A 22,632-nucleotide genomic window follows, 5' to 3' on the forward strand; every position below is an offset into this window, starting at 1 on the left:
GTGCGATAAACAGAACTTCAGGGAGGAAAAAATGAAGTCGATGCAGTTAGTTTCATTGTCATTCGCCAGAGCCGTCTTGGCGGGATCCCTCATCGCCGCTGCCGGGTCGTCCGCGGCGACGGCGCAGCCCAACAAAAACCAGCTCGTCGTGGGCCAGCTACAGTTCCTGACGAATTTTCATCCACTGGTCCAGGTCAACAACACCAAGCGCTTGGTCATCAACTATTCGCTGAGGCCGATCACGGCCTTCGACGAGAATGTCGAGAACCAGTGCATCCTCTGCGAGACGCTTCCGACGATCGAGAACGGCCTTGCGAAGATCGTCGACCTTCCCGATGGGAAAAAGGGCATGAAGGTGACGCTCGTTCTGAAGAAGGGGCTGGCATGGGGCGACGGCATTCCGGTCTCGTCCAAGGACATTGAGTTCACCTGGAAGATGGGGCGCGATCCGAAGATCGGTTTCTCCAACTACAATGCATGGGACCGCGCCTCGGAGCTGGAAGTCGTCGACGACCGGACCGTCGTTCTGACGCTTCCCCAGATCCTTTCGAGCTACAATTCGTGGGATCAGGTTCTGCCAGCGCATCTAGAGGGACCAGTCTATGCGGCCAATCCGACCCTCGACACATACGTGAAACAGTCACTCTACAACACGCAGCCGACCAATCCCGGTCTCTGGAATGGCTCCTACCTTCTGAGCGACTACCAAATCGGTACGCGCATCGTGTTCACGCCCAATCCGAAGTGGTCGGGCAACAAGCCGCATTTGCAGCGCATCGTGCTGAGCTATCGCGACAACTCCTCGGCATTGCTTCAGAACCTTCTTGCCGGTGCGGTCGATGCGGTGCCGGTGAGCCCCGGCGGCATCAGCTTCTCGCAGATGCTCGATCTACGGACACAGCAACCGAAGAAATTCACCTACCACCTCGCCTACGGAACAAATCTGGAGCGCATCGCGGCCAACTTCGACAACCCGATCCTGAAGGACAAGTCGGTGCGTCAGGCCCTGCTCTATGCCATCGACCGGAAGGCGATCAGCGACGAGCTGTTCGGCGGGTTGCAGCCGGTGGCGCACGGCATCCTGAGTGATCAGAATGCGTTCTACAACAAGGACATGACGATCTATAAGTACGATGCGGCCAAGGCCAAGGATCTGCTTGCGAAGGCAGGCTGGAAGCCGGGCCGTGACGGGATCTGCGTCAACGGAAAGGGTGATCGCCTTTCGCTTGAGCTGGTGTCGACTGCGGGCAACCAGACACGAGAACAGATCGCTCAGGTCATCCAGAGCCAGATGAAAGAGGTCTGCGTCGAGATCAAGAACAACTTTGTGCCGCTGCAGGAATTCAATGGCGAAATGGCGCGCAAGAGGAAGTTCAAGGCACTGATCATGTCGTCGATCGATTTCTCGCCGTCCGTCTCTCCCCGCATTGCGCTCGGTTCCGATGCCATTCCGAAGGCAGAGAACAACGGTGTCGGTAACAACTTCTCCGCCTATGCAAGCCCGGCCATGGACAAGGCGCTCGGAGAGCTGGAAATGTCTCTCGATCCCGTTGCCGCCAAGAAGGCATGGGGAACGGTGCAGCAGATCTTTGCGGAGGATCTGCCGATGCTGCCGCTGTACTTCTACCCGCGCGCCTATGTTGCGGTGCCCGACCTGGTCAATTTCCGGCAGGGGACACTCGACCCGTTGCAGATCTGGGCTGAGGAGTGGGAGCGCAAGTAGGGTAGAAAACTCACGGCATGCCTGCTGACGATCGGCCAAGTGTTGGAGCTGGATGAAGTTCGATGAGGTTGAATATCGCCGTTCTCGACGATTATATCGGCGTCTCTCAAACGGTCGCCGACTGGGAACCTCTGAAGGCCCGCGCCAATGTGGTCGTGTTCAGCAGGCCGCTCTCCGTGCCGGAGGAGGCGGCGAGGGAACTTGCCGACTTCGACATCATCTGCACCCTGCGGGAGCGGATGCCGATACCGGCTTCGCTGATCGAACGCCTTCCGCGTCTGAAGTACATCGTGGTAACGGGCAAGCGATACGACACGGTCGATGTCGCCGCGGCGGCTGCCCATGGCGTCACGGTTTCCAACACCCCCGTTAGTGGAGCCGGGAGCGGGGGTGTCGCCGAGCTCGTCTGGGGACTTATCCTGTCTCTTGCCCGTCACATCTCCTCCGAGGACCGGATGATGAGGCAAGGGGAGTGGCAGCATCAAGCGGGAACCGCGCTCGGCGGAAAGACTCTCGGCATCCTGGGCCTCGGCGGCCTCGGCCGCCGGGTCGCCGAGATTGGAAAAGTGTTCGGCATGACGGTTCAGGCCTGGAGCCAGAACATGACAGACGAGCAGGCCGCAGCTGCCGGCGCCCGCCGCGTCTCGAAGGAGGAACTCTTCGCCACGAGCGATGTGGTGACGATCCATCTCGCTTTGAGCGATCGTACGCGCGGCATCGTGGGCGCTCCGGAACTGCGCGCCATGAAGCCGACCGCTTTTCTCGTCAACACGGCACGCGGCGCGATCGTCGATGAGAAGGCCCTCGTCGATGTTCTGAGGGCAGGATCGATCGCCGGAGCAGGTCTCGACGTCTACGAGCAGGAGCCGTTGCCCGTAGACCATCCTTTCCGCAGCTTGCCCAACGTCGTGATCACGCCGCATCTCGGCTATTTCACCAGGGAGATGTTGGGCACCTATTACGGGGATGCTATTCGTCTGATCGAGGCTTTTCTCGACGGCAGGCCCGAGCGGGTCGTCAACATGCCTGTCGATGCCACGCCTTAGAAAGCTCCTGCGAAGGCTGGGTTCCCGTATCGGTGCTTCGCCGATCGTCCGGCTTTTGACGAGAGGGCAGTTCGCGATCTATTCGGCAGGCAATTGCGTGTCGCTCCTCGGTACTTGGATGCAGCGGATCGGCTGCAGCCTCCTGGTCTGGAACATGACGGAGTCGACCTTCTGGCTCGGAATTCTGGCTGCCGCCGATCTTCTGCCGACCGTCTTTATCGGGCCGTTCGCCGGTGCGGCTGCGGACCGATGGGATCCGCTGAGACTCAACCGGATCTGTCAGGCCATTCTCACGGGGATTGCAGTCCTGATGACAATTCTGATCGTCTGCGGCTTTCTAAGCCTCCCCGTGCTGATCGCCCTCGTTGCGCTGCAGGGATGCGTGATTGCGTTGAGCCAGCCGGCACGTCTGGCGCTCGTCCAGGATCTTGTGGCGCGGGAAGATATTCCCGCCGCAGTCGCGATCAATTCGATGAATGTCAATCTCGCTAGGCTCGTTGGGCCCGCCATTGCCGGCTTGATGGTCGTGCGTTTCGACGTCGCCTGGGTCTTCCTTCTGAACGCGATCGTCACCGCGATTTTCGTCGCGACACTCGGCATCATCGCGACGGTTCGGAGCACCGAGCAAGCCTTTGGCCGAAACATGCTCGCCGACATCATTGCCGGCTTTCGCTATCTGCTCGCCGATCCCGGCATGCGTGTCATGCTGTTCCTGTTGCTGGTCGGGGGCGTTACGATCCGTTCTGTGGCGGAAATGCTTCCAGCCTTCGCCGCCGAGCAGTTCTCTCAGGCTGCCACGGGGCTTGCAGTTCTGACATCGACGATGGCTCTGGGATCGATTCTGGCGGGGTTCAGCATGGGGATGTACCTTGTCGCGAGCCGGCTCCCTCAGCAGATCATCCTGTCCTGGCTGCTCTCGGCGATTGCCGTCATCGCCTTCGCCCTTGCTCCTCACGTCTGGCTTCTGTCGTCCTGCGCGATGGCAATGGGATTCTTCACCTCACTTGCCCTTATTGGAACGCAGACCTTCGTCCAGCTCCGGGCTCCGCCGGCTATGCGGGGGCGGGCACTCAGTGCCCATGGCCTGCTTTTCAGGGCTAGCCCTTCACTCGGTGCCCTGATGCTCGGCTTCGCCTCAGACCTGTTTAATCTGACCGTGCCGGCCATCGCGAGCGGCAGCATCATGTTGCTGGTGGCATTGGTGTTCCTACCCTCGGCGAAGCGGTTCGGATCCGGTCTCTAGCCGATCCGCTCCTATTTACGCAGAAGCTTGAGGCTGAGATCCTTAAGGATGCGGAAGGCAGCCTCCTGCAGTCTGTTGTTGACCCGGCGCGCGGGTTGGACGAGCTGAATCGCAAGGACCAGTTCCGGCCCGACGATTTTCCGTACGGCCAGGCCTGCTCCTGCGCCTTTTGACTCCATGGTGCGGATCGACGCCACGGTAAATCCGTAACCGTCTCGGACAAGGTCGAACATCGTGTCGAGGGGATCAAGCTCAAAGACAAGGTTCAGCTTCTGACCAAGGCGCGCCAGTTCGGAATCGAGCAAGACTCTTGTGCTGTTGGGCCGGCAGGCAACGATCATCGGCAGGGAGGCCAGGGCTTCGAGCCGAACTGGTCCGCTATCGTCGAAGGCTCCCTCCGCGCCGACGATATACAACTCCTCCTCCACCAGATCCGTGACCTCGAGCATTGGCGAGGAGGGCGCGTCGAACATAATGACCATGTCGAGACGTCCCGATAGCAACCACTCCTGCAACTGGCTGGAGCGTCCGTGGACCAATGTGACTTGGGCGTCCGATAACTCCTCACGAAGACGGCGAATGAGCGCGGTCGCGATCGCGACGGAGATTGTCGCCGGCAGACCGATTGCTACCCTGCCAGACTTGCCGGTTCGCGCATTCTCGATATCCTCATAAGTGCGCTCGATTTGCCGAAGAATGCCGCGCGCGTTGCTTAAAAGTCGCTCGCCAGCCTCGGTTGGCTCAACCCCTCTGCCGTTACGGATCAGAAGCCGTTCCTTCAGCTCGACTTCGAGATTGTGGATCTGCCGGCTCAGGGCGGGCTGAGCAACGTGAAGGAAGGTGGACGCACGGCTGAAACTGCCAAGCTCAGCAACACGGACGAAATAACTCAGCTGGCGTATGTCCATCGCGTTTCCTATTCCGATATGCCGGTTTGCTATGTCTGATAGTCATGCAGAACATCTGGCGATAACAGAGCATATGCCATAGCCTCCGTTCAACTAAATTCATCCCGGGAGGTGCAGATGATTGACGCGTCGGAGGATATTGCGCGCAAGGACGGCTTTCGGATCTGGGAATGCGTTCTGTGCGGCTTTCGATATGACGAGTCGCTGGGCGATCCCGATGGCGGCGTGGCGCCGGGGACACGCTGGGAAGACGTGCCGGATGATTGGATGTGCCCGGAATGCGGAGCGCGCAAGAGCGAGTTCGACATGATCGTCGTGGGCTGATTGTCGACAACGACTGGGTGATTGCAATGTCAGGCGTTTTGATCCTTGGTGCGTCCCATTCTGGTATCGCTGCGGCAGCTGCCTTACGCGGATTCGGCTACGAGGGCGCGCTCACGGTCGTCAGCCGTGAGGAGGCACTGCCCTACCATCGCCCGCCGCTGTCGAAAGAAGCGTTGTCAGCTGAAGAGTATTCGCCGGCACTCCTGCGCCCGGAGACTTTCTACAGGACAAACCGGATCGATCTTGAGCGAGGAATGACGATCGCCAATGTCGATACCGAGAACCGGAATGCAGTTGCAACGGACGGCCGGCGGTATGAGTACGACACGCTGATATTCGCCTGTGGCGCCGAGCCGCGACGGCTGCCGCTGGAGGTCGATCCTCAGGGTGCGGCATTCTACCTGAGAACGCACGACGATTTCATCCAGCTGAGCTCGCGTATGTCGCGTGCACGGACGCTCGCCGTCATCGGCGGCGGACTGATCGGCCTTGAGGTTGCGGCCTTGGCCGTCAGCAAGGGAATACGCACCACTCTGGTTGAGGCAGGCGAACGGCTGATGGAGCGGACGGTGAGCCGCTCGATCGCCGGTTATCTCCTTGACCGCCATCGGGCGAGAGGCTTGGAAGTGAAGTTGGCTTCACCCGTCGCGTCCATCCGGCGGAACGACGACCGCAATACGAATATTGTCTCCTTCGGCCATGGCGAAACGATCGAGGCAGATCTGGTTGTTGCGGCGATCGGCATTGTCCCGAACGATCAACTTGCACGCCGAGCGGGCTTGTCGGTGGAGAGTGGCATTCTGACCTCTCACCAGGGACAGATCGAAGACCGCGCGATCTATGCGATTGGCGATTGTGCTTCATGGTTCAATGTGGACCTCGGTCACCATGTCCGTTACGAAGCTGTCAATCCGGGCCAGGACCAGGCCAAGATCGTCGCGGCCTCGATTACGGGCGCCCCCATGCCGACACGGCGCGCGCCGCGATACTGGTCTCATCAGGCCGAGATCCAGATCCAGATGGCAGGCGACGTTCACAAATCCGAAGCCGAGGCCGTCCTGAAAGGCCCCACGAGCGGTGCCTTCTCAGTCCTCGGTCTGAAGGATGGTCGGCTCGTATCCGTGCAATCCGTCAACGCCGCACGTCAGTTCATGATGCTGCAGGATCTGATCGGGACGGATCGCGATGGGCTTGCAACCGCATTGAACGTGGAATTCCCTCCGCCTCGTCACTGAGGTGAGGCGGCGCATTATTCAATGGGAGAAAGAACATGCAGGCGAGTTCATATGCCGAAAACGAGCTAAAACGCTTTCGCAGGGGGCAATCCTGGAAAATCAACCTCTTCGGCAAGAATTCGGATATCGCGACACCGGACCCACAAGCGTTTCGCCTGGACTTGAATGCGCATCAGAAGCTGGATTCGCATTTCCATATCGTCGATCAGTTCCAGGTCTTCATCGCAGGCAGCGGCACTATCGGGCGGGACCAAGTGCATCTGATCACCGTCCACTACGCTGATCACCACACCGGCTACGGCCCATTGATCGCCGGAGAGCAAGGGCTGTCCTATCTGACGCTGCGCAGCAAGACGGATGCGGGTCTGGTGTACCTCACGACGCCGAACGTTCGCGAGAAACTGAAGCCCACAAAACGGCGGCACCGTGTTTCGCCGCCGGTCGCGCTCTCCATCGAGCCAGTCCTTCGTGATCGCACGACCGTCTCTATCGATACCATTATTGAGGAACAGCCAGGCGACGATGGAATGAACGTCAAGGTTATACGCCTTGGCCCTTCCATGACCGTTCAGGCCCCGGACCCAAGCAAATCCGGAGGGCAGTATCTTATCGTCCTCAATGGATCTCTCCTCCTCGACGGGCAAACCTACACTCCGTACTCGTTGGTCTTCGTGCGTTCGACGGATGAGGCTCCCATGCTGCTGGCGGGAGACGGCGGCGTCGAGGTCATGGTCACGCAATTTCCGAGCGAAGACGATTGGATGCAATCTATCTAATCATGCACAACGTGCTCGGAGGGGAATGGAATGGCACAGCAGGATAATGATCTCGATCTTCTGCGGCAGGAGCTCGCACCATCGGGAACGTTGCGATGCGCTTTGAATCACGGCAACGTGGTTCTAGTGCGCCGGGGCCTTTCGGAGGACACTCCGAGCGGCGTATCGGTAGATCTGGCGCGGGAGCTCGCTCGGCGGCTCGATCTTCCCATCGAATTTCGGCATTACGATAAGGCAGAGGCGGTCTCCGACGGTGCTGGATCTGGTGAATGGGACATCTGCTTTCTGGCCATCGATCCCAAACGGGCCGAGCAAATTGCGTATAGCGATCCATATGTGCTGATAGAAGGAGCCTATCTCCTCCGCCGCGGCTCGGCTGCTCGAACACCGAGCGATGTCGATGTGCAGCAGTTGAAGATCGGCGTCGTGAAAGGAAGTGCATATGAGTTGCATCTTACCCGTACCGGTCAGGGAGGCAAACTCATCCGCTTCTCCAGCTTTGGAGATGCGGTTTCATCTCTCGACGCAGGTGAACTCGACGGCCTCGGTGGGGTACGCCAGGCTATGCAGAAAGTGGCGGTGGAGCATCCAGGGTTTGAGGTGATGGCGGAGCCTTTCATGGCTATCCCGCAGGCCATGGGGGTCAGCGTGCTTAAACCTACTGCAGCTCGGTTCGTAAGAACTTTTGTCAAGGAAATGAAGGCGTCGGGAATGGTGAGCAGATCGCTCGCAGCAAATGGACATGCCGATGTGACCGTACCCGCAGCGTAGGGCATACAGGAAACGCCGATATCGGTCGAATTGACTCCTGTACGCCTTGGAAAGCTCGGATCAGCGCAGGAGAACCGTTCTCTGCAATCGCACCAGATGCATTGTCTCGAACGATCGTAAGCCTGGGAGTGCGGTTGCCCAGCCAGTCCAGTGGACACAAGAGAATGCGCTGTACGCGAAGCAACATCGTCACCCCTAAGCCGCGTATGTTGATCAAAGGTTTAGGCCAATCACTTGTAGCTCAGAATTGCGACCAGACTTCACGCGATACCTTAAGCATTCCCGATGGAGGGGCCTGATGATCATCGACTGCCACGGTCACTACACGACGGCCCCGAAGGCGCTGGAGGACTGGCGCAACCGCCAGGTCGCCAACATCCACCGTTCGGCCGAGAGACCTGAGCCCTCCGAGCTCAAGATCAGCGACGACGAACTGCGCCAGTCGATCGAGACCAACCAGCTCCGACTGATGCGGGAGCGGGGGCTCGACCTGACGATCTTCAGTCCGCGCGCTAGCTTCATGGCGCATCACATCGGCGACTTCTCCATCTCCTCGGAATGGGCCGCGATCTGCAACGAGCTCTGCTTCCGGGTCTCACAGCTCTTCCCGAACAACTTCATCGGCGCGGCCATGCTGCCGCAGAGCCCCGGCGTCGATCCGAAGACCTGCCTCCCCGAGCTTGAGAAGTGCGTGAAGGAATACGGGTTTGTCGGCATCAACCTCAACCCCGATCCGACCGGCGGCTACTGGAAGAGCCCGTCGCTAACCGACCGGCACTGGTATCCGATCTATGAGAAGATGGTGGAGTTCGACATTCCCGCCATGATCCACGTATCGACGAGCTGCAATGCCTGCTTTCACACCACGGGCGCGCACTACATCAACGCCGACACGACCGCCGTGATGCAGCTCATCGAGGGTGACCTGTTCAAGGACTTCCCGTCCCTGCGCTTCGTCATCCCGCATGGCGGCGGTGCTGCCCCCTACCACTGGGGCAGGTACCGGGGCCTGGCCCAGGCCCTCAAGAAGCCGGAACTGCGCGAGCACCTGCTCAAGAACGTCTTCTTCGATACCTGCGTCTATCACCAGCCGGGCATTGACCTGCTGACCACGGCGATCCCGGTCGACAACATCCTGTTTGCTAGCGAGATGATCGGCGCCGTGCGCGGAATCGATCCCGAGACGGGGCATCACTTCGATGACACCAAACGCTACATCGAGGCGACGCAGACTCTGAGTTCGGAAGACCGCTACAAGGTCTACGAGGGCAATGCCCGCCGCGTCTACCCACGCCTAGACAGTGCCCTGAAGGTGCGTGGACTCTGAAGGAGAATCTCATGACCGAACTGGGAATCGTCAGACGGACCATCACCCGCGCCGACCGTGCGGCTGTCGACCGGCTGGCGCAATACGGCGCCGCCACCGTACACGAGGCAATGGGCGCGTGGGGCTCATGAAGCCGTACATGCGGCCGATCTATGCCGGCGCACAGATCTCCGGCACGGCTGTGACCGTGCTGCTGCCCCCGGGCGACAACTGGATGCTGCATGTGATGGCCGAGCAGATCCAGTCCGGCGACATCGTCGTAGCGGCAATCACGGCTGAGGCTACCGACGGCTACTTCGGCGATCTGCTGGCCACCAGCTTCAAGGCGCGAGGGGCGAGGGCGCTCATCATCGATGCCGGGGTGCGCGACGTGAAGACGCTGACCGAGATGGGCTTTCCGGTCTGGAGCAAGTGCGTCTCGGCCAAGGGCACGGTCAAGGCGACGCTGGGCTCGGTGAACATCCCGATCGTCTGCGCAGGCGCGGCGGTGGAACCGGGCGATGCCATCGTGGCGGATGACGATGGCGTGGTTGTCGTGCCTGCCGCCTGGGTGCGAAAGACGGCAGACGCGGCGGCGGCGCGCGAGGCGAACGAGGGCAGCAAGCGCGAGACACTGGCCTCCGGTGTGCTTGGGCTTGACCTGTACCAGATGCGCGAGCCGCTGGCCAAAGCCGGGCTGAAATACATCGACTGAGTTCGGTCAGGTGTATTCGATGAACTGGAGTAGGACATGACCCAGCAGCTCACCGGCCTTTCGTCCATGGCAACCCGCCAGATCCTAGTGGATCTTGCCGGATTGTATGAGCAGCGGACCGGAACCCGGATAGACATCAGATCGATGGGCGGGGTGGAAGCGGCTCGCCTGGTTCGGACGGGCGAAGCAACGGACGTGATCATTCTGGCGTCGGGCGTAATGGAGAAGCTGGAAGCCGAGGGGCACATTGTCCCAGGATCCCGCGCAAGCTTTGCGCGCTCCGGCATGGCGATGGCAATCCGCTCGGGCCCAGCGCACCCCCGCATCGACAATGAGGACGGCGTGAAGCAGGCCATCCTGGCAGCCGACAGAATCTGCTACTCGACGGGGCCGAGCGGGGATCACCTCCTGCAGCTCATTGAGCGCTGGGGCCTTACCGGATCAGTGTCGCAGCGCCTCGTCCAAGCCCCTCCTGGTGTGCCGGTCGGCACGATGCTGGCGCAAGGAGAGGCGGACCTCGGGTTCCAGCAGCTCAGCGAGTTGCTGCACGTCCCCGGAATCGAAGTAGTCGGTCCCTTGCCCTCTGAGATCCAGGCGATGACTGTGTTCACGGCAGGCGTTGCTACGGTGTCGACCCAGTCTGAGCAGACGCGAGCATTGATCACCTACCTGACCTCACCTGAGGCAGAGGCGGCCAAACGCCAGCATGGGATGGAGCCCGCATGATCGCGGCAGAATAGCGTCGCAGCATCCCACTCCGGACCCAGGCTGCTTCTTCCCCGTACCATAGGGACTACACGAGTCAGGATATACATGAGCCATCCCACGAACCCGTCCTTCGACATCGCACATCTCGCGCACGTCGAGGTCTACACAGATCGCTTCGAGGAAAGCCTCGACTTTTTTACCCGGGTGTATGGGTTGACCCTTTCGGGTCGCGACGAGACCAGCGCCTACCTCAGAGCCTGGGATGATTATGAGTTCCACACCCTGAAGCTGACGCGTCACCACACCACCGGGATTGGCCATGTCGCCTACCGGGCCGCGAGCCCCGAGGCGCTGGCGCGACGTGTCAAGGTGATCGAAGCCTCAGGGTACAAGGCCCACGGCTGGACTGATGGCGACCTGGGCCATGGCCGTGCGTTCCAGTTTGAGGACCCGTTTGGCCATGTGTTCGAGATCTACTGGGACACTGTGAAGTACCAACCCGATGATCATGACCGTCCGGCGTTGAAGAACAACGCAAGCCGTTTCCACGGCACGGGCGCCGCCCCGCGCCGGATTGATCACATCAACCTCCTGGCGGGGGATGTGACCGAGTTTCGCCGCTTCATGGAAACCTGTCTCGGCTCCCGCGTGACAGAAATGATCCGCCTCGACAACGGTCGGATCGGCGGCTGCTGGTTCACGGTCAACAACAAGACGTACGACCTCGCCTGTACCGAGGAGCATGGCGGCGGACATGGTCGGCTACACCATGTCACCTATGCGACCGACACCCGCGAGGACATCCTGCGTGCCGCCGACATCTTTCTTGAGAACGGGGTGCATATCGAGACCGGACCGCACAAGCATGCGATCCAGAACACCTTTTTTCTCTATGTCTGGGAGCCGGCGGGCAACCGGGTGGAGCTGGCCAATGCAGGAGCGCGGCTGATCCTTGCTCCCGACTGGGAGCCCATCGTCTGGACCGAGGCTGACCGCAAGAAGGGCCAGGCGTGGGGGCTGAAGACGATTGAGACGTTCCACACGCACGGAACCCCACCGTCATCAAAGAAACAGCCTTAAGAAGAAGCGATGATTGGCGCCCAGGTCGTATCCCCGGGTCATGGCATGAGGCGCGGGGCGGACGTTCGGCTGGTTCGCGTCAACCCGTAGAGACCGGCAACGAGGGATGTGTCGCAAACGTTTTGTTTCAGAGTTTCAGCTACAGCCTCCCGGGCTTCAGGGAAGGGGGCAGCATGTTCAAGGGCAGGCATTTCGATCGATCGGTGATTCTGCTCTGCGTGCGGTGGTATTTAGCGTACAACCTCAGCCTCCGGAATTTGGAAGAGATGATGGCCGAGCGCGGCATCTCCGTCGATCATGCGACTGTTCACGACCTGTGAGAAAATCGCTTCGGCGGATGCGATGAGACTTGTTTACTCTCTGGCTTTCATGAAGGCGGCAAGAGCGAGCAAGCCACTATTCAGTGGACAATGTGTTCCATCAGGAGCGCAGCTTGGAGCTGAGCGCCTGACGCTTCGCTCCTATCAGGTTCTGATCTCTTCGAAGCGCGGGCGCCAGCGCAACCGGATCCATTGCTGAATGTTGTAGGTCAGCACTGCCCAGAGCGCTTCGGTGCCGACCTTGGCCAATCCACGCACATGGAAGCGCCGGAGATCGAGCTTCTCCTTCAGCCATGCGTTGACCAACTCCGCCACGCGCCCACGCTCACGCAGCAAGGTTCGTGTTTCGGGACGTGCGTGACGGCTCCGGAAGGCGCTCACCACTGGGTTCTCATGCGTGACGACAATCGAGCGCCCATAGGTGCGATTGCCCGAGCAGCACTGCCGGCGGCTGGGGCAGACCCGACAATCGGTCTTGCTGGCCTGGTACCGCACCAGCCTTCGTCCCGGCCGGTCATGGCCGTCGCGGGCCGTCAGACGCTTACCTTCCGGGCAAGTGTACGTGTCCGAGGCTGGATCGTACTGGAACTTGTCGGGCAGAAAGGCATCCGTCACGCCCACGCGCGCAAACCGCTGCTGGACACGGCCATCGGTCTCAACCCATGGTCCGATCAGTTCGACATCCTTCTCGTGCGCCGCCAGGATGTTCTCGCGGCTGGTATAGCCGGCATCTACCACCATCTGATCAGGTGTCTGGCCCAGCCGCTCTTCGATCTGCTCGACAGCAGGAGCAAGATACTCGTAATCAGGGGCTGCTTGCCCGACATCCAAGCCGATTGCGATGCCATGGGCTGCATCGGTGGAGATTTGGACGTTGTAGCTCAAGGCATAGTGACCATCGCCATGCCGCATGATCCGCGCCTCCGGATCGGTTGCGCTGACACCGGTCAGCCGCTGCCTCGCGCGAGCATGGCCGGGGCGCTTGGCCTGTGTGATCTGCTGGACATTGATCAGCGCCTGCTCGAGCCGCTCAACCCGCTCCCGCCGGGCTCGCTCGCGGGCCGCGATCTGCCGCGGTGTTTCCTCCTCGTGGCGCGGATCTCCCATGGCCGCAAGATGCTCCCGGGCCGCAGCCAGATGCCTCTTGATCTGCTCCTCTTGCTTGAAGGAGCTGGGCCCGGCCTGCGCGGTGATCTTCGTGCCGTCGTGCATGACGGTCTTCAGGGTGATGAGCCCCTCCGCACTCAAGATCCCGAGAACCTGCGCGAAGACCTCGTCCAACGCGTCATGGTGGGCAAGGCGAAAGTCGGACAGGGTGTGATGATTGATGATGAGCAGCCCTGTCAGCCAGCGAAAGCCGGGATCGTGCTCGCAGCGTCGCTCGACCTCTCGCGCCGAGCCGATGCCGCGGCTGTAGGCGTAGATCCATAAGCTCACCAAAAGCTGAGGATCGCAGGCGGGGCGTCCAGCTCCACCTTCAAGCGAACCGATCCGGTCTACAAAGGCTGACAGATCAAGCCGGCCCACCAACTCCCAAATTGCCCGAACCGGATGGTCTTCATCCACTAATCGCTCGACGTCGAGCATGGTCCAACACAACTGCCGGCGATCAGCGCACACCAGCCGAACGCGCTTCTGTCGCGATGGATCTGAGCAGAATGCTCGAGCCGTCTCACTTGAGGCCTGCAGATCGACAGGGTCCATCACCTGATCTCCCTGGGAAGGTCCGGCTAGTGTAGCACGTCCGGGCTCCCAGAGGATTTTCTCACACGTCGTTCACAGATGGGTTGTCCGTTACTCGCCTGAGCTGCTCAAGCGCTTCAATCGTCACAAACGAAGCGTCAGCCGGAAATGGCACGTGGATGAAACCTACATCAAGGTCCGAGGCCAATGGAAATATTTGTATCGTGCCATCGACAGCAATGGTGACACGGTCGAATTCTGGTTTAGCGAGCGGCGCAACCTCGCTGCTGCCAGACGGTTCCTGCGCAAGGCACTCAAGCGGCATGGCCGGCCCGAGCGGATCGTCATCGACGGGAGCCAGACCAATCGGGAAGCTGTCCTGTTATGTGATGCAGTGAGCCGGCTGCAGGACCATTCAAGGCGCAGATTTAAGTCGATCAGGATCCGGCAAAGTGCCTACTTGAACAATCGGATCGAGCAGGATCATCGGGCGATCAAGCGGCGGATCCGGCCGATGCTCGGGTTTAAGTCGTTCCATAGCGCTCGCGTGATCCTGGGTGGAATCGAAATGGTGCACATGATGCACAAACAACAGGCGACGTATGCCCATAAACTGCAGCCGTCACTTGCAGAGCAATTCGATCTGCTCGCTGCCTAAACGCGCTGCCGTGCGTCTGCCCACTTTTTGCCCCTTCTCCGAATTTGCGACGCAACCTTATGGCGATGAGGGTCTGTTGTGGCTCCTTGAGTATAACCAAGTCTTGCAGACGACACCTTTGGATCTCGTGCTCCGCGGTAAGGCCGAGCGTGTCCTCACGCAGCTTGGACGGATTGAGCACGGCGTGTACGTGTGAGCGTCGCTACCGCGCTTGTGGGAGCAAGGCCAGATCTTATGTGAGTACAGTTGAAAGGCTTTCCGCTGAGAAAACTGACAACGAGTAGCCCATGAACCCATCCTCAGGCTGGAGCCTCGGCGACAGGGTCCGTCAGCCCAGGGGGCTGACGTGGCTGCTGATACACCTGATACAATCAGGTGCAACGGCTTGAACACTTCTAGCCTAGTACTTAAGAACGCTGCAGAGCAGCATCACGAAGGTGTCCAACTGCCAACATACTGTCGAAATCCGCGCATGAATGTTGTCGCCAATGCCGAAGACGAGTGCTGAGGAGAACGCAAAGCGACGAACCCAGCGTCGATGAAAGGAGAGAATGGCTTCGCAACAATGCCATTGTCGGAAAACTCCGCTGCCGAATAAGGATCCACGAGGCTGATGCCGCCACCCTCGGCCACAAGAAGACAGGCAATATGGGATAGCGGCGTTTCGAGCGAGATTGTTCGTGGGATCCCTGCAAGAGCCGTGTCGATCCTGGATCGGAAGAGGGTGCCTCGACCGATCCCTACGAAGCGCTCACCCTCAAGGTCGGCCGGCGTAATGCAGTCATGCCGCGCCAGAGGGTGATCCTGTGGCATGATCGCGACCGCTGCCACTGGTATCGCCTCGATCTCCATCCCGATCCGGTCAAGCGGTCCATCGGCATACCCGAAATCAGCCTGACCACTTGCTACCGCATCGATGACGAGGTGAGACGGTACCCCGCTGACCGATATATGGACGCCCGGCCTGCGAGTGGAAAACTGGGCCACAAATCGGGTCAGGATGCTGCCGGCAAGTGCTGGCATCGCTGCAATCCGCAGTGAGCCGGCCGTCTGGTCACGGAGCGCCTGAGCGAAGGCTCCTATGCGTGAGAGGCCGACAAACGATCGCTCGACCTCCACAAGGAGTGCCGTCGCTTCAGCCGTGGGGATAACGTGGTTCCCACGCCTCTCGAACAGGGTAAGACCCGTTGCACCCTCAAGGCTCTGGATGAGGCGGCTGATCGCTGGCTGGGTCACGAACAGAGCCTCGGACGCACTGGTGATGCTGCCCGTGAGCATCACCATGCGGAAGGCTTCGATTTGACGGGGACTGATATCCATCGGGCGGCGACCCACCATAATGTCAAAACATACTGAAATGAATAAATCTAATTTGACGTTATGCAAGGACCCCGATCATTGTGTCCTGTGGAGCACCAGAGACCAACTCGAACAGGGCGGATGGATGGTCTCAAAACCAGATGAGGATCAGAGAAGATGAACACCTTGGGAGTCTTGGGGGCTGTCACCCTCAGCGTTTTGGTGGCCGCGAGCGGAGCAGCAGCACAGGAGAAAACGGTCAAGATTGCCACGGAAGGCGCCTATGCCCCGTGGAACTTCACCGGTGCAGGCGGCAAGCTCGAAGGCTTCGAGATCGACCTCGCCAACGACCTGTGCGCCCGCATGAAGGTCAAGTGCGAGATCGTGGCCCAGGACTGGGATGGCATCATCCCGGCGCTCCAGGCCAAGAAGTACGATGTCATCATGGCCGGCATGACGATCACCGATAAGCGCAAGGAGGTAATCACCTTCTCAATTCCGTATGCGGATACACCAAGCGTATTCCTGACGGCAAAGGACGCGCCATTGGCAAAGCTCCCGGGCACCGGTCAATCGTTCAACCTCTCGACCCAGCAGGCAGCCGCCGAGAAGGCCATCGAGGATCTCAAGCCGCTCCTCAAGGGCAAGTCCATTGGCGTCCAGACCTCGACCATTCAGGCCAACTTCGCCGACAAGTACCTGAAGGGTACGGCCGAGATCCGCGAGTACAAAACCACGGAGCAGCACGACCTCGACCTCGCGGCCGGTCGCATTGATGCTGTTTTCGCCGGAGCCGCCCAGATCATCGGCACCCTCGAGAAGCCTGATTTCAAGGACTATGCCGTCGCGGGTCCATCCCTGACGGGTGGCCTGCTCGGCGCTGGCATCGCCGTAGGCCTGCGCAAGGATGAGGCTGATCTTAAGAAGGCCTTCGACGAGGCTATTCAGGGCGCCATCAAGGACGGCACGATCCAGAAGCTCTCGATGAAGTGGTTCAAGACCAATATCACGCCTCAAGGCTGAGGCTCATCATGCCCAGCGGGGCGCTCGTGAGCGCCCCGCATTAGCGGGTGACAGGAATGGCAGACAGTCGAATACACGCGGAGCCCGACATTGTCGTTGTCGGCGGGGGACTCATGGGTGCGTGCCTGGCGTGGGGACTGGCACGGCAGGGATTGCACGTCTGCGTGCTGGATGAGGGCGACATCGCGCTGCGTGCATCGCGAGCGAACTTCGCCCTGATCTGGGTTCAGGGAAAAGGTTTAGGTTTCCCCGCCTACACCGCTTGGACGAAAGCCGCAGCCGCGGCTTGGCCTCAGCTGGCTTCAGATCTTAAGTCCGATACCGGAATTGATGTCGGCCTCGATCAGCCCGGCGGCTTCACCCTTTGCCTTTCCGACCGGGAACTGCAGGCCAATGTCGATGGGCTGGACAGACTGCACAACCAACCCGGCGCGGTGGCACATCCCTACGACGTGCTCGATCATGAGCGAACGAAGACGCTCCTCCCTGCGATCGGTCCTGACGTGAGCGGAGCGATCTACTGTCCTCTGGATGGGCATGTGAACTCGCTCCGGCTCTTTCGGGCTTTGCATGCAGCTTTCAAAACCGGTGACGTCGACTATCGGGCGAACTATGTGGTCGATACGATCACGCCTCACGCCGGAGGCTTCGTGCTGAGGGGAGCATGGGGCGAGATCAGGGCTCCGAAGGTTGTACTTGCGGCCGGGCTCGGCAATGCCCGGTTAGCTCCCATGGTGGGGCTCGATGCCCCCATGAAGCCGAGCCGGGGGCAGATCATCGTCACCGAGAAGGCCGCTCCTTTTCTCCACTATCCGGTCGTCACGGTTCGCCAGACCGACGAGGGCGGCGTCATGATCGGCGATAGCGAGGAATCGGACAGTGCAAGTCGCACGATCGATCATGCAATCTCGTCCGTCATGGCCGACCGAGCCATCAGGATGTTCCCGTTGCTGGCGGACCTGAATGTCGTCAGAACCTGGTCGGCCCTTCGGGTCATGACGCTGGACGGCTGCCCTGTTTACGAACAGTCCCAATCCTATCCCGGCGCCTTCGTCGCGATGGCCCATTCAGGCGTCACCCTGGCTCCCCAACACGCTTACAATCTAGCGCAGGCGATTGCTGCCGGGGTGATCCCGAATGAGATTTCGGTCTTCGGAACCAGGAGGTTTCATGTTCCGGCGTGCGCCTGATCGCAACAGGGATCCGGTGACTTTTACTTTCGACGGAATTCCGATTACCGCATTGGCGGGCGACAGCGTCGCTGCCGCACTCCTTGCAGCGGGGATCCGTGCCTGCCGCACGACGCCTGTTTCAGGTGCACCCCGAGGACCCTATTGCATGATGGGCGTCTGCTTCGAATGTCTGGTCAGGATCGATGGCGTCGGCAATCGGCAGGGATGCCTTGTCCCCGTGCAGGAAGGGATGACGGTCGAAACACAGAAGGGTCCGCACGTCCTGTCGGCGGAGCTGGTGCCATGACATCCATCACAGGGGGCGAAGCGGCCCATACGGTCAAGAATCTCGCCGATGCCTATGACGTCATCGTCATCGGTGCTGGGCCTGCCGGGCTGTCCGCAGCAACGACGGTATCGACCCTTGGAGCGCGGACGCTCCTGGTCGACGAGAACCAGACGCCCGGTGGCCAGATCTACCGGTCCATTCTCCTTGCACAGACAGCAGATCGTCAGCGTCTGGGAGAGGGCTACTGGCAGGGGCGCGAGATTGCCGAAACATTCCTTCGCTCGGGAGCTCAGTACGCGCCCGCAACGACGGCGTGGAGCATTGGGCCGGCAAATGATGAAGGGGGCCAGTTCATCGGCCATGAGGTCGGAGTCTCAACAGGGGGAACAGCGCGCCTGATCAGCGCCAGACAGGTTGTACTCGCAACCGGTGCCCTTGAACGACCCTTTCCGATTGCGGGATGGACATTGCCCGGGGTCATGACGGCAGGCGCCGCCCAGATCGCGCTGAAGACATCGGGCCTCATTCCGGACGGGAGGGTGGTCATCGCCGGGACCGGACCACTTCTGTATCTCCTGGCCGCTCAGTTGATCGAAGCTGGCGCGATGGTCGCGGCGGTTCTCGATACGACGCCGAGACGCAATTGGCTGAAGGCATTGCGCCACCTGCCGACCTTCCTGACCTCGCCCTATGTCGTCAAAGGATTACGGCTCCTGCGAACGGTGCTGCGCCGCACGAAGGTGGTTCGGTGGGTCTCGGCCTTGTCGGCCGAAGGTACTGGAGAGCTGAAAGAGGTTGTGTGGACGGCAGGCGGGCAGGAGCATCGCATGCCAGCGGACCTGCTCCTGCTTCATCAGGGTGTCGTGCCGAATGTCAATTTCTCGAATGCGGCCGGCTGCAAGCATGTGTGGGATGAAACACAGCTCACTTTCCGACCACAGGTCGACGATTGGTACGAAACCTCTATTCCTGGAATTTCGATCGCTGGAGATGGTGCGGGAATTCGCGGTGCTGAAGCGGCGGCCCTCCAGGGCAAGCTGACAGGGCTCGGATGTGCGATCCGGCTTGGCTTGATCGGCGGTGAGGATCGCGATCGGCATGCGTCCACGCTCAAGGTCCAGCTCACGAAAGTCACACGAGGCCGGGAATTTCTTGATGCCCTCTACCAACCTTCCAAGGCGTTCCGGGTGCCGCAGAATCCTGAGACCATTGTCTGCCGCTGCGAGGAAGTCTCCGCCGCCCAGATCCGGGCATCAGTAAGCGCGGGCGCGATCGGTCCAAACCAGATGAAGGTGTTCCTACGGTCCGGCATGGGTCCGTGCCAGGGCCGGCTCTGCGGGCTGACCGTCACGGAACTGATTGCGGACGAACGCAGCGCGAGCCCTGACATGGTCGGTTACTACCGGCTGCGATTCCCGATCAAGCCACTGAGGCTGCGCGAACTGGCTTCGTTGCCACAGTCGGATGCGGCCAAAGTCGCGGTCCTGGCCGACCTGGCCGACACACACCATTCGAAGGTCAACTAAACAAGGAAAATCCAAGTGACTGAGCGGCATATTCAAACGCCAATCATGCATCGCGTCGTCGTGCACAACGGACTTGTCTTCGTCGGCGGGACGGTCGCCGACGATATGTCGGCTGGACTAGAGGGGCAGACGGAACAGATCCTCGCCAAGTTCGACGAGTATCTCATGACGGCTGGCACGGACAAAACCCGTCTGCTGTCTGCAACCATCTTCCTGACAGATCTCAACCGAAAAGTCGAAATGGATGCGGCCTGGAAGCGATGGCTGTCTCCGGAGAATTTCCCTGCCCGGGCCACTGTAGGCGTTGCCGATCTTGGCGAAGATACTCTGGTCGAGATCATGATCACGGCCGCGGGCTAAATCAGACAAATACTCGTCGGGCGGATCCACACATCAACCCGATACTGCTGCGCCCGTATTGAACTGAGGCCCGAACACGTCGCATGCGTACTGGTAAAAGTTCCGGTGCTGGGCCTTTCGCTAGGACGTTCCGCGGTTGTCCGCAGCGCGCGTTGAATCTTCGCTGCACTTGGAGTACTATTGCAGCGTGTCGTTGCAACCGGCATCACGAAATTCGCCCTGACAGTGAGCTCCGCACAGCTACCTCTGGCAGGGCGTTTTCGTTTGGGCAGCGTTGACCGCACACGGCTCGTTGCCTATCGCATATGTGGGCCATTGTTCCTCTTGGACCGCAGCCGCCTCGGTTGAGATGTCCAAGCAAGTGGCAGCAGCGCTGCGAGCTCAGTGTATCGCCGCAAGACTGCCGATCAAGCACGTCTTCCGGAGCCACATGCCCGTCGCGCACGTGCTATTCAGGCGACTGTTGTGCGCTCGTCCCATTCATCCTCATTGAGCGGGTGGAGGTCGCGAACCATGTGATGGAGGCGGGAGGTATCGAGATGAGTGTAGACTTGGGTGGTCTCGATACCGGCATGGCCGAGAAGCTCCTGCAGGACGCGTAGATCGGTGCCGCCGGAATGCATGTGGGTGGCAAAGGCATGACGCAACACATGTGGTGACACCCGCTTCGGATTGGCCAATCCTGCCGCGACAGCAGCTTCCTTGATTTCCTTCAGAGCCGCTTGGCGCGTCAGCGCCTTCGTGCCGTTGCGAACCGAATGGAACAGCCACTGGCTCCGCTTGCCGCCAGAATACGCGCTGGCCAGCCTCTGCCACTGTGCAATGGCCTCGATGGCTCGGTCGTGGAGCGGGACGAGGCGCTGCTTGTCGCCTTTGCCGCGCACCAAGAGCATGCGGGTGCCAGGCGGCGCCGCGTCGGATGGCAGGGACAGAGCCTCGCTGATGCGCATGCCCGAGGCATAGAGGGTCTCGAACAGAGCAGCCCTGCGGGCATAGCAGACCATCGTGGCCCCTTGGACCGTCTCGCCGATCGGCGCGGGTTGCCTTTCCCAGCCAGTGCCCCAAACCGATCCTGACGTCACCGCCCTTGATGAGAGGCCACCACCGATGAGCTCCACCCGTTTCTTTCTGCTGGCCTCCGGCCTGGCCCGGCTGATCGAGCGGGAGAGGCCAGGCGACCGCGTCCGGCACGGCTATTTCCCTGAACATCCTGCCAGCAGCACGCATGTGCAGGTGACAGGCGATATCGGCTACCTCGTTCTGGCCTCTCGTGGATCGAAGGGGCCGGTTGAGGACGCTGCCAAGATTTCCGGGCGCGGGCCGAGGCCTTGCTCGAGCTGACCGCCGGACAGATCGAGTATCGGAGCATCGCCATCGATGTCAGCAATCATGCTGCCACCCTCCAGCGTTTCGTCACACCGGGACCGCTCGATCTGGTCAGTGTGGCGTTCAAACACGACAAGGCAGCGGGACAATTCCAGCCGCCGGCCTGGTTCGGTCCTGAGGTCTCGGCGGATCCGAGCTACCGGCTGCGTGCCATCGCCCTCGACGGGCTGCCCTCCGTGCCGGACGTGGAGGTGTCGAATGCGGCCCTCCACAGCCTGCTCGACGCCCTGGATCACCGGGATCAGGGGGCCGAACCGCACCTGACACGGCAGGCTCAGGTCCAGGCACGATCCGAGGCCTCCTGCGATGCCGATGACGAACAAGAACTCGACGGTCTTACCATCGAGGATAGCGTGATCCGGGACCTCGCCCGCTCGCTGCAGCCATCGGGGCGCTGAGGCTTTCCGGGATGCCTTGGATCGCGTAGGGGAGGGTGCGCGTCCGCGCAGGACTTGGGGTGGGCCTGTAGCTCAATGGTCAGAGCCGGCCGCTCATAACGGTCTGGTTGGGGGTACAAGTCCCGCCAGGCCCACCAAATATAAGCCGAGGATTGAACCGATCGTCAGTCGGCCTCCGACGAGAACCGCAATGAGCTACACCCTGATCCAGCTGGCCCCGGGCGCCTATGACCTTTTCCTGGACGACCGCATCGTCGCCAGCGTGGTCCGGAGCGGCCTGCACCAGCCCTACACCTAGACTGCCGAGCTGCTGGAGGATTTGCCCAAGGGCTAGCGGCCTTCACCGTTCCGGTAGATCGAACACAGTTTTCCGTCACTGAGGAGCTTTGCGCATGGCTCGGCCAACCATCCGTCAAGGCCAACAACCGAGGCACCGCATCTCAGGGCGTATGAGAGAGAAGTACCCCGGCCGATCGGGAGGTTTCCAACCCGATCGTGCCGGCGTCGCTCTTTCGACGGCATCCACCGAACATCTGCCTTAGCCGTTGCGGGATGAAGGACGTTAGCAATCGCGCGTGCCTATAGGGCAAGCTATTTTTGCTGTTACCAAACGTCTGGCTTCCAACCTAGCATTGTCGCTCAATGATAAGCTGCTGAGGAGGTGGAGGAATGCCTCCTTCGCT

At 60.5% G+C, this 22,632-nt stretch carries 21 protein-coding genes, 1 tRNA gene and 3 pseudogenes; 21 read left to right on the top strand and 4 right to left on the bottom strand.

Annotation, left to right across the window (positions count from 1 at the left end):
- The first annotated feature begins 31 nt into the window (after positions 1-31).
- The 3 genes from JKL46_RS18455 to JKL46_RS18465 all read left to right on the top strand — a co-directional run bounded on the left by JKL46_RS18455 (position 32) and on the right by JKL46_RS18465 (position 4,012).
- A complete protein-coding gene (locus JKL46_RS18455) occupies positions 32-1,723 on the top strand; it encodes a peptide ABC transporter substrate-binding protein (RefSeq protein ID WP_201835694.1) in 1,692 nt (563 codons plus the stop codon).
- A 62-nt stretch (positions 1,724-1,785) separates the two neighbouring features.
- Positions 1,786-2,769 (top strand): D-2-hydroxyacid dehydrogenase family protein, encoded by a 984-nt coding sequence (locus tag JKL46_RS18460; protein WP_201835695.1) that lies wholly within the window; start codon positions 1,786-1,788, stop codon positions 2,767-2,769.
- Positions 2,756-4,012 carry an MFS transporter gene (locus JKL46_RS18465; RefSeq protein ID WP_201835700.1) on the top strand — a complete coding sequence of 419 codons (1,257 nt, stop codon included), beginning with the start codon at positions 2,756-2,758 and terminating at the stop codon, positions 4,010-4,012. Before JKL46_RS18460 ends, JKL46_RS18465 begins: the two co-directional genes overlap by 14 nt.
- Before the next feature lie 11 nt (positions 4,013-4,023).
- Here JKL46_RS18465 and JKL46_RS18470 read toward each other — a convergent pair whose 3' ends face one another.
- A complete protein-coding gene (locus JKL46_RS18470) occupies positions 4,024-4,920 on the bottom strand; it encodes a LysR family transcriptional regulator (RefSeq protein ID WP_201835702.1) in 897 nt (298 codons plus the stop codon).
- Between the two features lie 117 nt (positions 4,921-5,037).
- Between JKL46_RS18470 and JKL46_RS18475 the strand changes: the two genes are divergently transcribed.
- From JKL46_RS18475 to JKL46_RS18515, 9 genes and pseudogenes are all read left to right on the top strand, one after another.
- A complete protein-coding gene (locus JKL46_RS18475; protein WP_201835704.1) occupies positions 5,038-5,244 on the top strand; it encodes a rubredoxin in 207 nt (68 codons plus the stop codon).
- Positions 5,245-5,270: 26 nt separating this feature from the next.
- On the top strand, positions 5,271-6,479 hold the full coding sequence (locus JKL46_RS18480; RefSeq protein ID WP_201835706.1) for an NAD(P)/FAD-dependent oxidoreductase: 1,209 nt from the start codon (positions 5,271-5,273) through the stop codon (positions 6,477-6,479).
- A 35-nt stretch (positions 6,480-6,514) separates the two neighbouring features.
- Positions 6,515-7,255: a hypothetical protein gene (locus tag JKL46_RS18485; protein WP_201835708.1), complete on the top strand. Its 741-nt coding sequence runs from the start codon at positions 6,515-6,517 to the stop codon at positions 7,253-7,255.
- A gap of 30 nt (positions 7,256-7,285) precedes the next feature.
- Positions 7,286-8,026 (top strand): transporter substrate-binding domain-containing protein, encoded by a 741-nt coding sequence (locus JKL46_RS18490; RefSeq protein ID WP_201835710.1) that lies wholly within the window; start codon positions 7,286-7,288, stop codon positions 8,024-8,026.
- Positions 8,027-8,324: 298 nt separating this feature from the next.
- Entirely contained in the window at positions 8,325-9,353 is a 1,029-nt protein-coding gene (locus JKL46_RS18495) for an amidohydrolase family protein (protein WP_201835712.1), read from the top strand.
- Positions 9,354-9,364: 11 nt separating this feature from the next.
- Positions 9,365-10,047 (top strand): annotated as a pseudogene (gene ligK, locus JKL46_RS18500) (4-carboxy-4-hydroxy-2-oxoadipate aldolase/oxaloacetate decarboxylase).
- A 36-nt stretch (positions 10,048-10,083) separates the two neighbouring features.
- Entirely contained in the window at positions 10,084-10,773 is a 690-nt protein-coding gene (locus JKL46_RS18505) for a substrate-binding domain-containing protein (protein WP_201835714.1), read from the top strand.
- Between the two features lie 87 nt (positions 10,774-10,860).
- The gene (locus JKL46_RS18510; RefSeq protein ID WP_201835722.1) at positions 10,861-11,835 is read left to right on the top strand and encodes a VOC family protein; all 975 of its coding nucleotides are present in this window, start codon (positions 10,861-10,863) and stop codon (positions 11,833-11,835) included.
- A 173-nt stretch (positions 11,836-12,008) separates the two neighbouring features.
- Positions 12,009-12,146: pseudogene (locus JKL46_RS18515) on the top strand (IS6 family transposase); the annotation flags it as partial.
- A gap of 153 nt (positions 12,147-12,299) precedes the next feature.
- Here the strand turns inward: JKL46_RS18515 and JKL46_RS18520 are convergent.
- Complete coding sequence (locus JKL46_RS18520) at positions 12,300-13,859, bottom strand: IS1182 family transposase (protein WP_281399894.1); 1,560 nt, start codon at positions 13,857-13,859, stop codon at positions 12,300-12,302.
- 70 nt (positions 13,860-13,929) lie between these two features.
- Here JKL46_RS18520 and JKL46_RS18525 point away from each other — a divergent pair.
- Positions 13,930-14,496, top strand: a pseudogene (locus JKL46_RS18525) (IS6 family transposase); the annotation flags it as partial.
- A 429-nt stretch (positions 14,497-14,925) separates the two neighbouring features.
- On the opposite strand, the gene JKL46_RS18530 reads toward JKL46_RS18525, so the two are convergent.
- Positions 14,926-15,882, bottom strand: a complete 957-nt coding sequence (locus JKL46_RS18530; protein WP_246529389.1) for a LysR family transcriptional regulator — start codon at positions 15,880-15,882, stop codon at positions 14,926-14,928.
- Between the two features lie 90 nt (positions 15,883-15,972).
- Here JKL46_RS18530 and JKL46_RS18535 point away from each other — a divergent pair, with 90 nt between their 5' ends.
- The 5 genes from JKL46_RS18535 to JKL46_RS18555 are packed head-to-tail and all read left to right on the top strand — an operon-like array spanning position 15,973 to position 20,165.
- Entirely contained in the window at positions 15,973-16,818 is an 846-nt protein-coding gene (locus JKL46_RS18535; protein ID WP_201835726.1) for a lysine/arginine/ornithine ABC transporter substrate-binding protein, read from the top strand.
- Between the two features lie 56 nt (positions 16,819-16,874).
- Positions 16,875-18,008 carry an NAD(P)/FAD-dependent oxidoreductase gene (locus JKL46_RS18540; protein ID WP_201835728.1) on the top strand — a complete coding sequence of 378 codons (1,134 nt, stop codon included), beginning with the start codon at positions 16,875-16,877 and terminating at the stop codon, positions 18,006-18,008.
- A complete protein-coding gene (locus JKL46_RS18545) occupies positions 17,989-18,297 on the top strand; it encodes a (2Fe-2S)-binding protein (RefSeq protein WP_201835729.1) in 309 nt (102 codons plus the stop codon). The genes JKL46_RS18540 and JKL46_RS18545 overlap by 20 nt, the downstream gene beginning before the upstream one ends.
- Positions 18,294-19,805, top strand: coding sequence for an NAD(P)/FAD-dependent oxidoreductase (locus JKL46_RS18550; RefSeq protein WP_201835731.1), 1,512 nt, complete (start codon positions 18,294-18,296; stop codon positions 19,803-19,805). The genes JKL46_RS18545 and JKL46_RS18550 overlap by 4 nt, the downstream gene beginning before the upstream one ends.
- 15 nt (positions 19,806-19,820) lie before the next feature.
- Positions 19,821-20,165, top strand: coding sequence for a RidA family protein (locus tag JKL46_RS18555; RefSeq protein WP_343074077.1), 345 nt, complete (start codon positions 19,821-19,823; stop codon positions 20,163-20,165).
- A gap of 452 nt (positions 20,166-20,617) precedes the next feature.
- Here the strand turns inward: JKL46_RS18555 and JKL46_RS18560 are convergent, their stop codons facing one another.
- Positions 20,618-21,169 (bottom strand): tyrosine-type recombinase/integrase, encoded by a 552-nt coding sequence (locus tag JKL46_RS18560; protein WP_246529390.1) that lies wholly within the window; start codon positions 21,167-21,169, stop codon positions 20,618-20,620.
- Positions 21,170-21,272: 103 nt separating this feature from the next.
- Between JKL46_RS18560 and JKL46_RS35650 the strand changes: the two genes are divergently transcribed.
- From JKL46_RS35650 to JKL46_RS18570, 3 genes are all read left to right on the top strand, one after another.
- A complete protein-coding gene (locus JKL46_RS35650) occupies positions 21,273-21,506 on the top strand; it encodes a hypothetical protein (RefSeq protein ID WP_246529391.1) in 234 nt (77 codons plus the stop codon).
- Entirely contained in the window at positions 21,494-21,949 is a 456-nt protein-coding gene (locus JKL46_RS18565) for a CYTH domain-containing protein (RefSeq protein ID WP_246529392.1), read from the top strand. Before JKL46_RS35650 ends, JKL46_RS18565 begins: the two co-directional genes overlap by 13 nt.
- A gap of 61 nt (positions 21,950-22,010) precedes the next feature.
- Positions 22,011-22,086 (top strand) — tRNA-Ile (locus JKL46_RS18570).
- Positions 22,087-22,632: the final 546 nt, after the last annotated feature.

The organism is Microvirga zambiensis WSM3693, from assembly GCF_016735695.1.
In the GTDB taxonomy this organism is placed as follows: domain Bacteria; phylum Pseudomonadota; class Alphaproteobacteria; order Rhizobiales; family Beijerinckiaceae; genus Microvirga; species Microvirga zambiensis.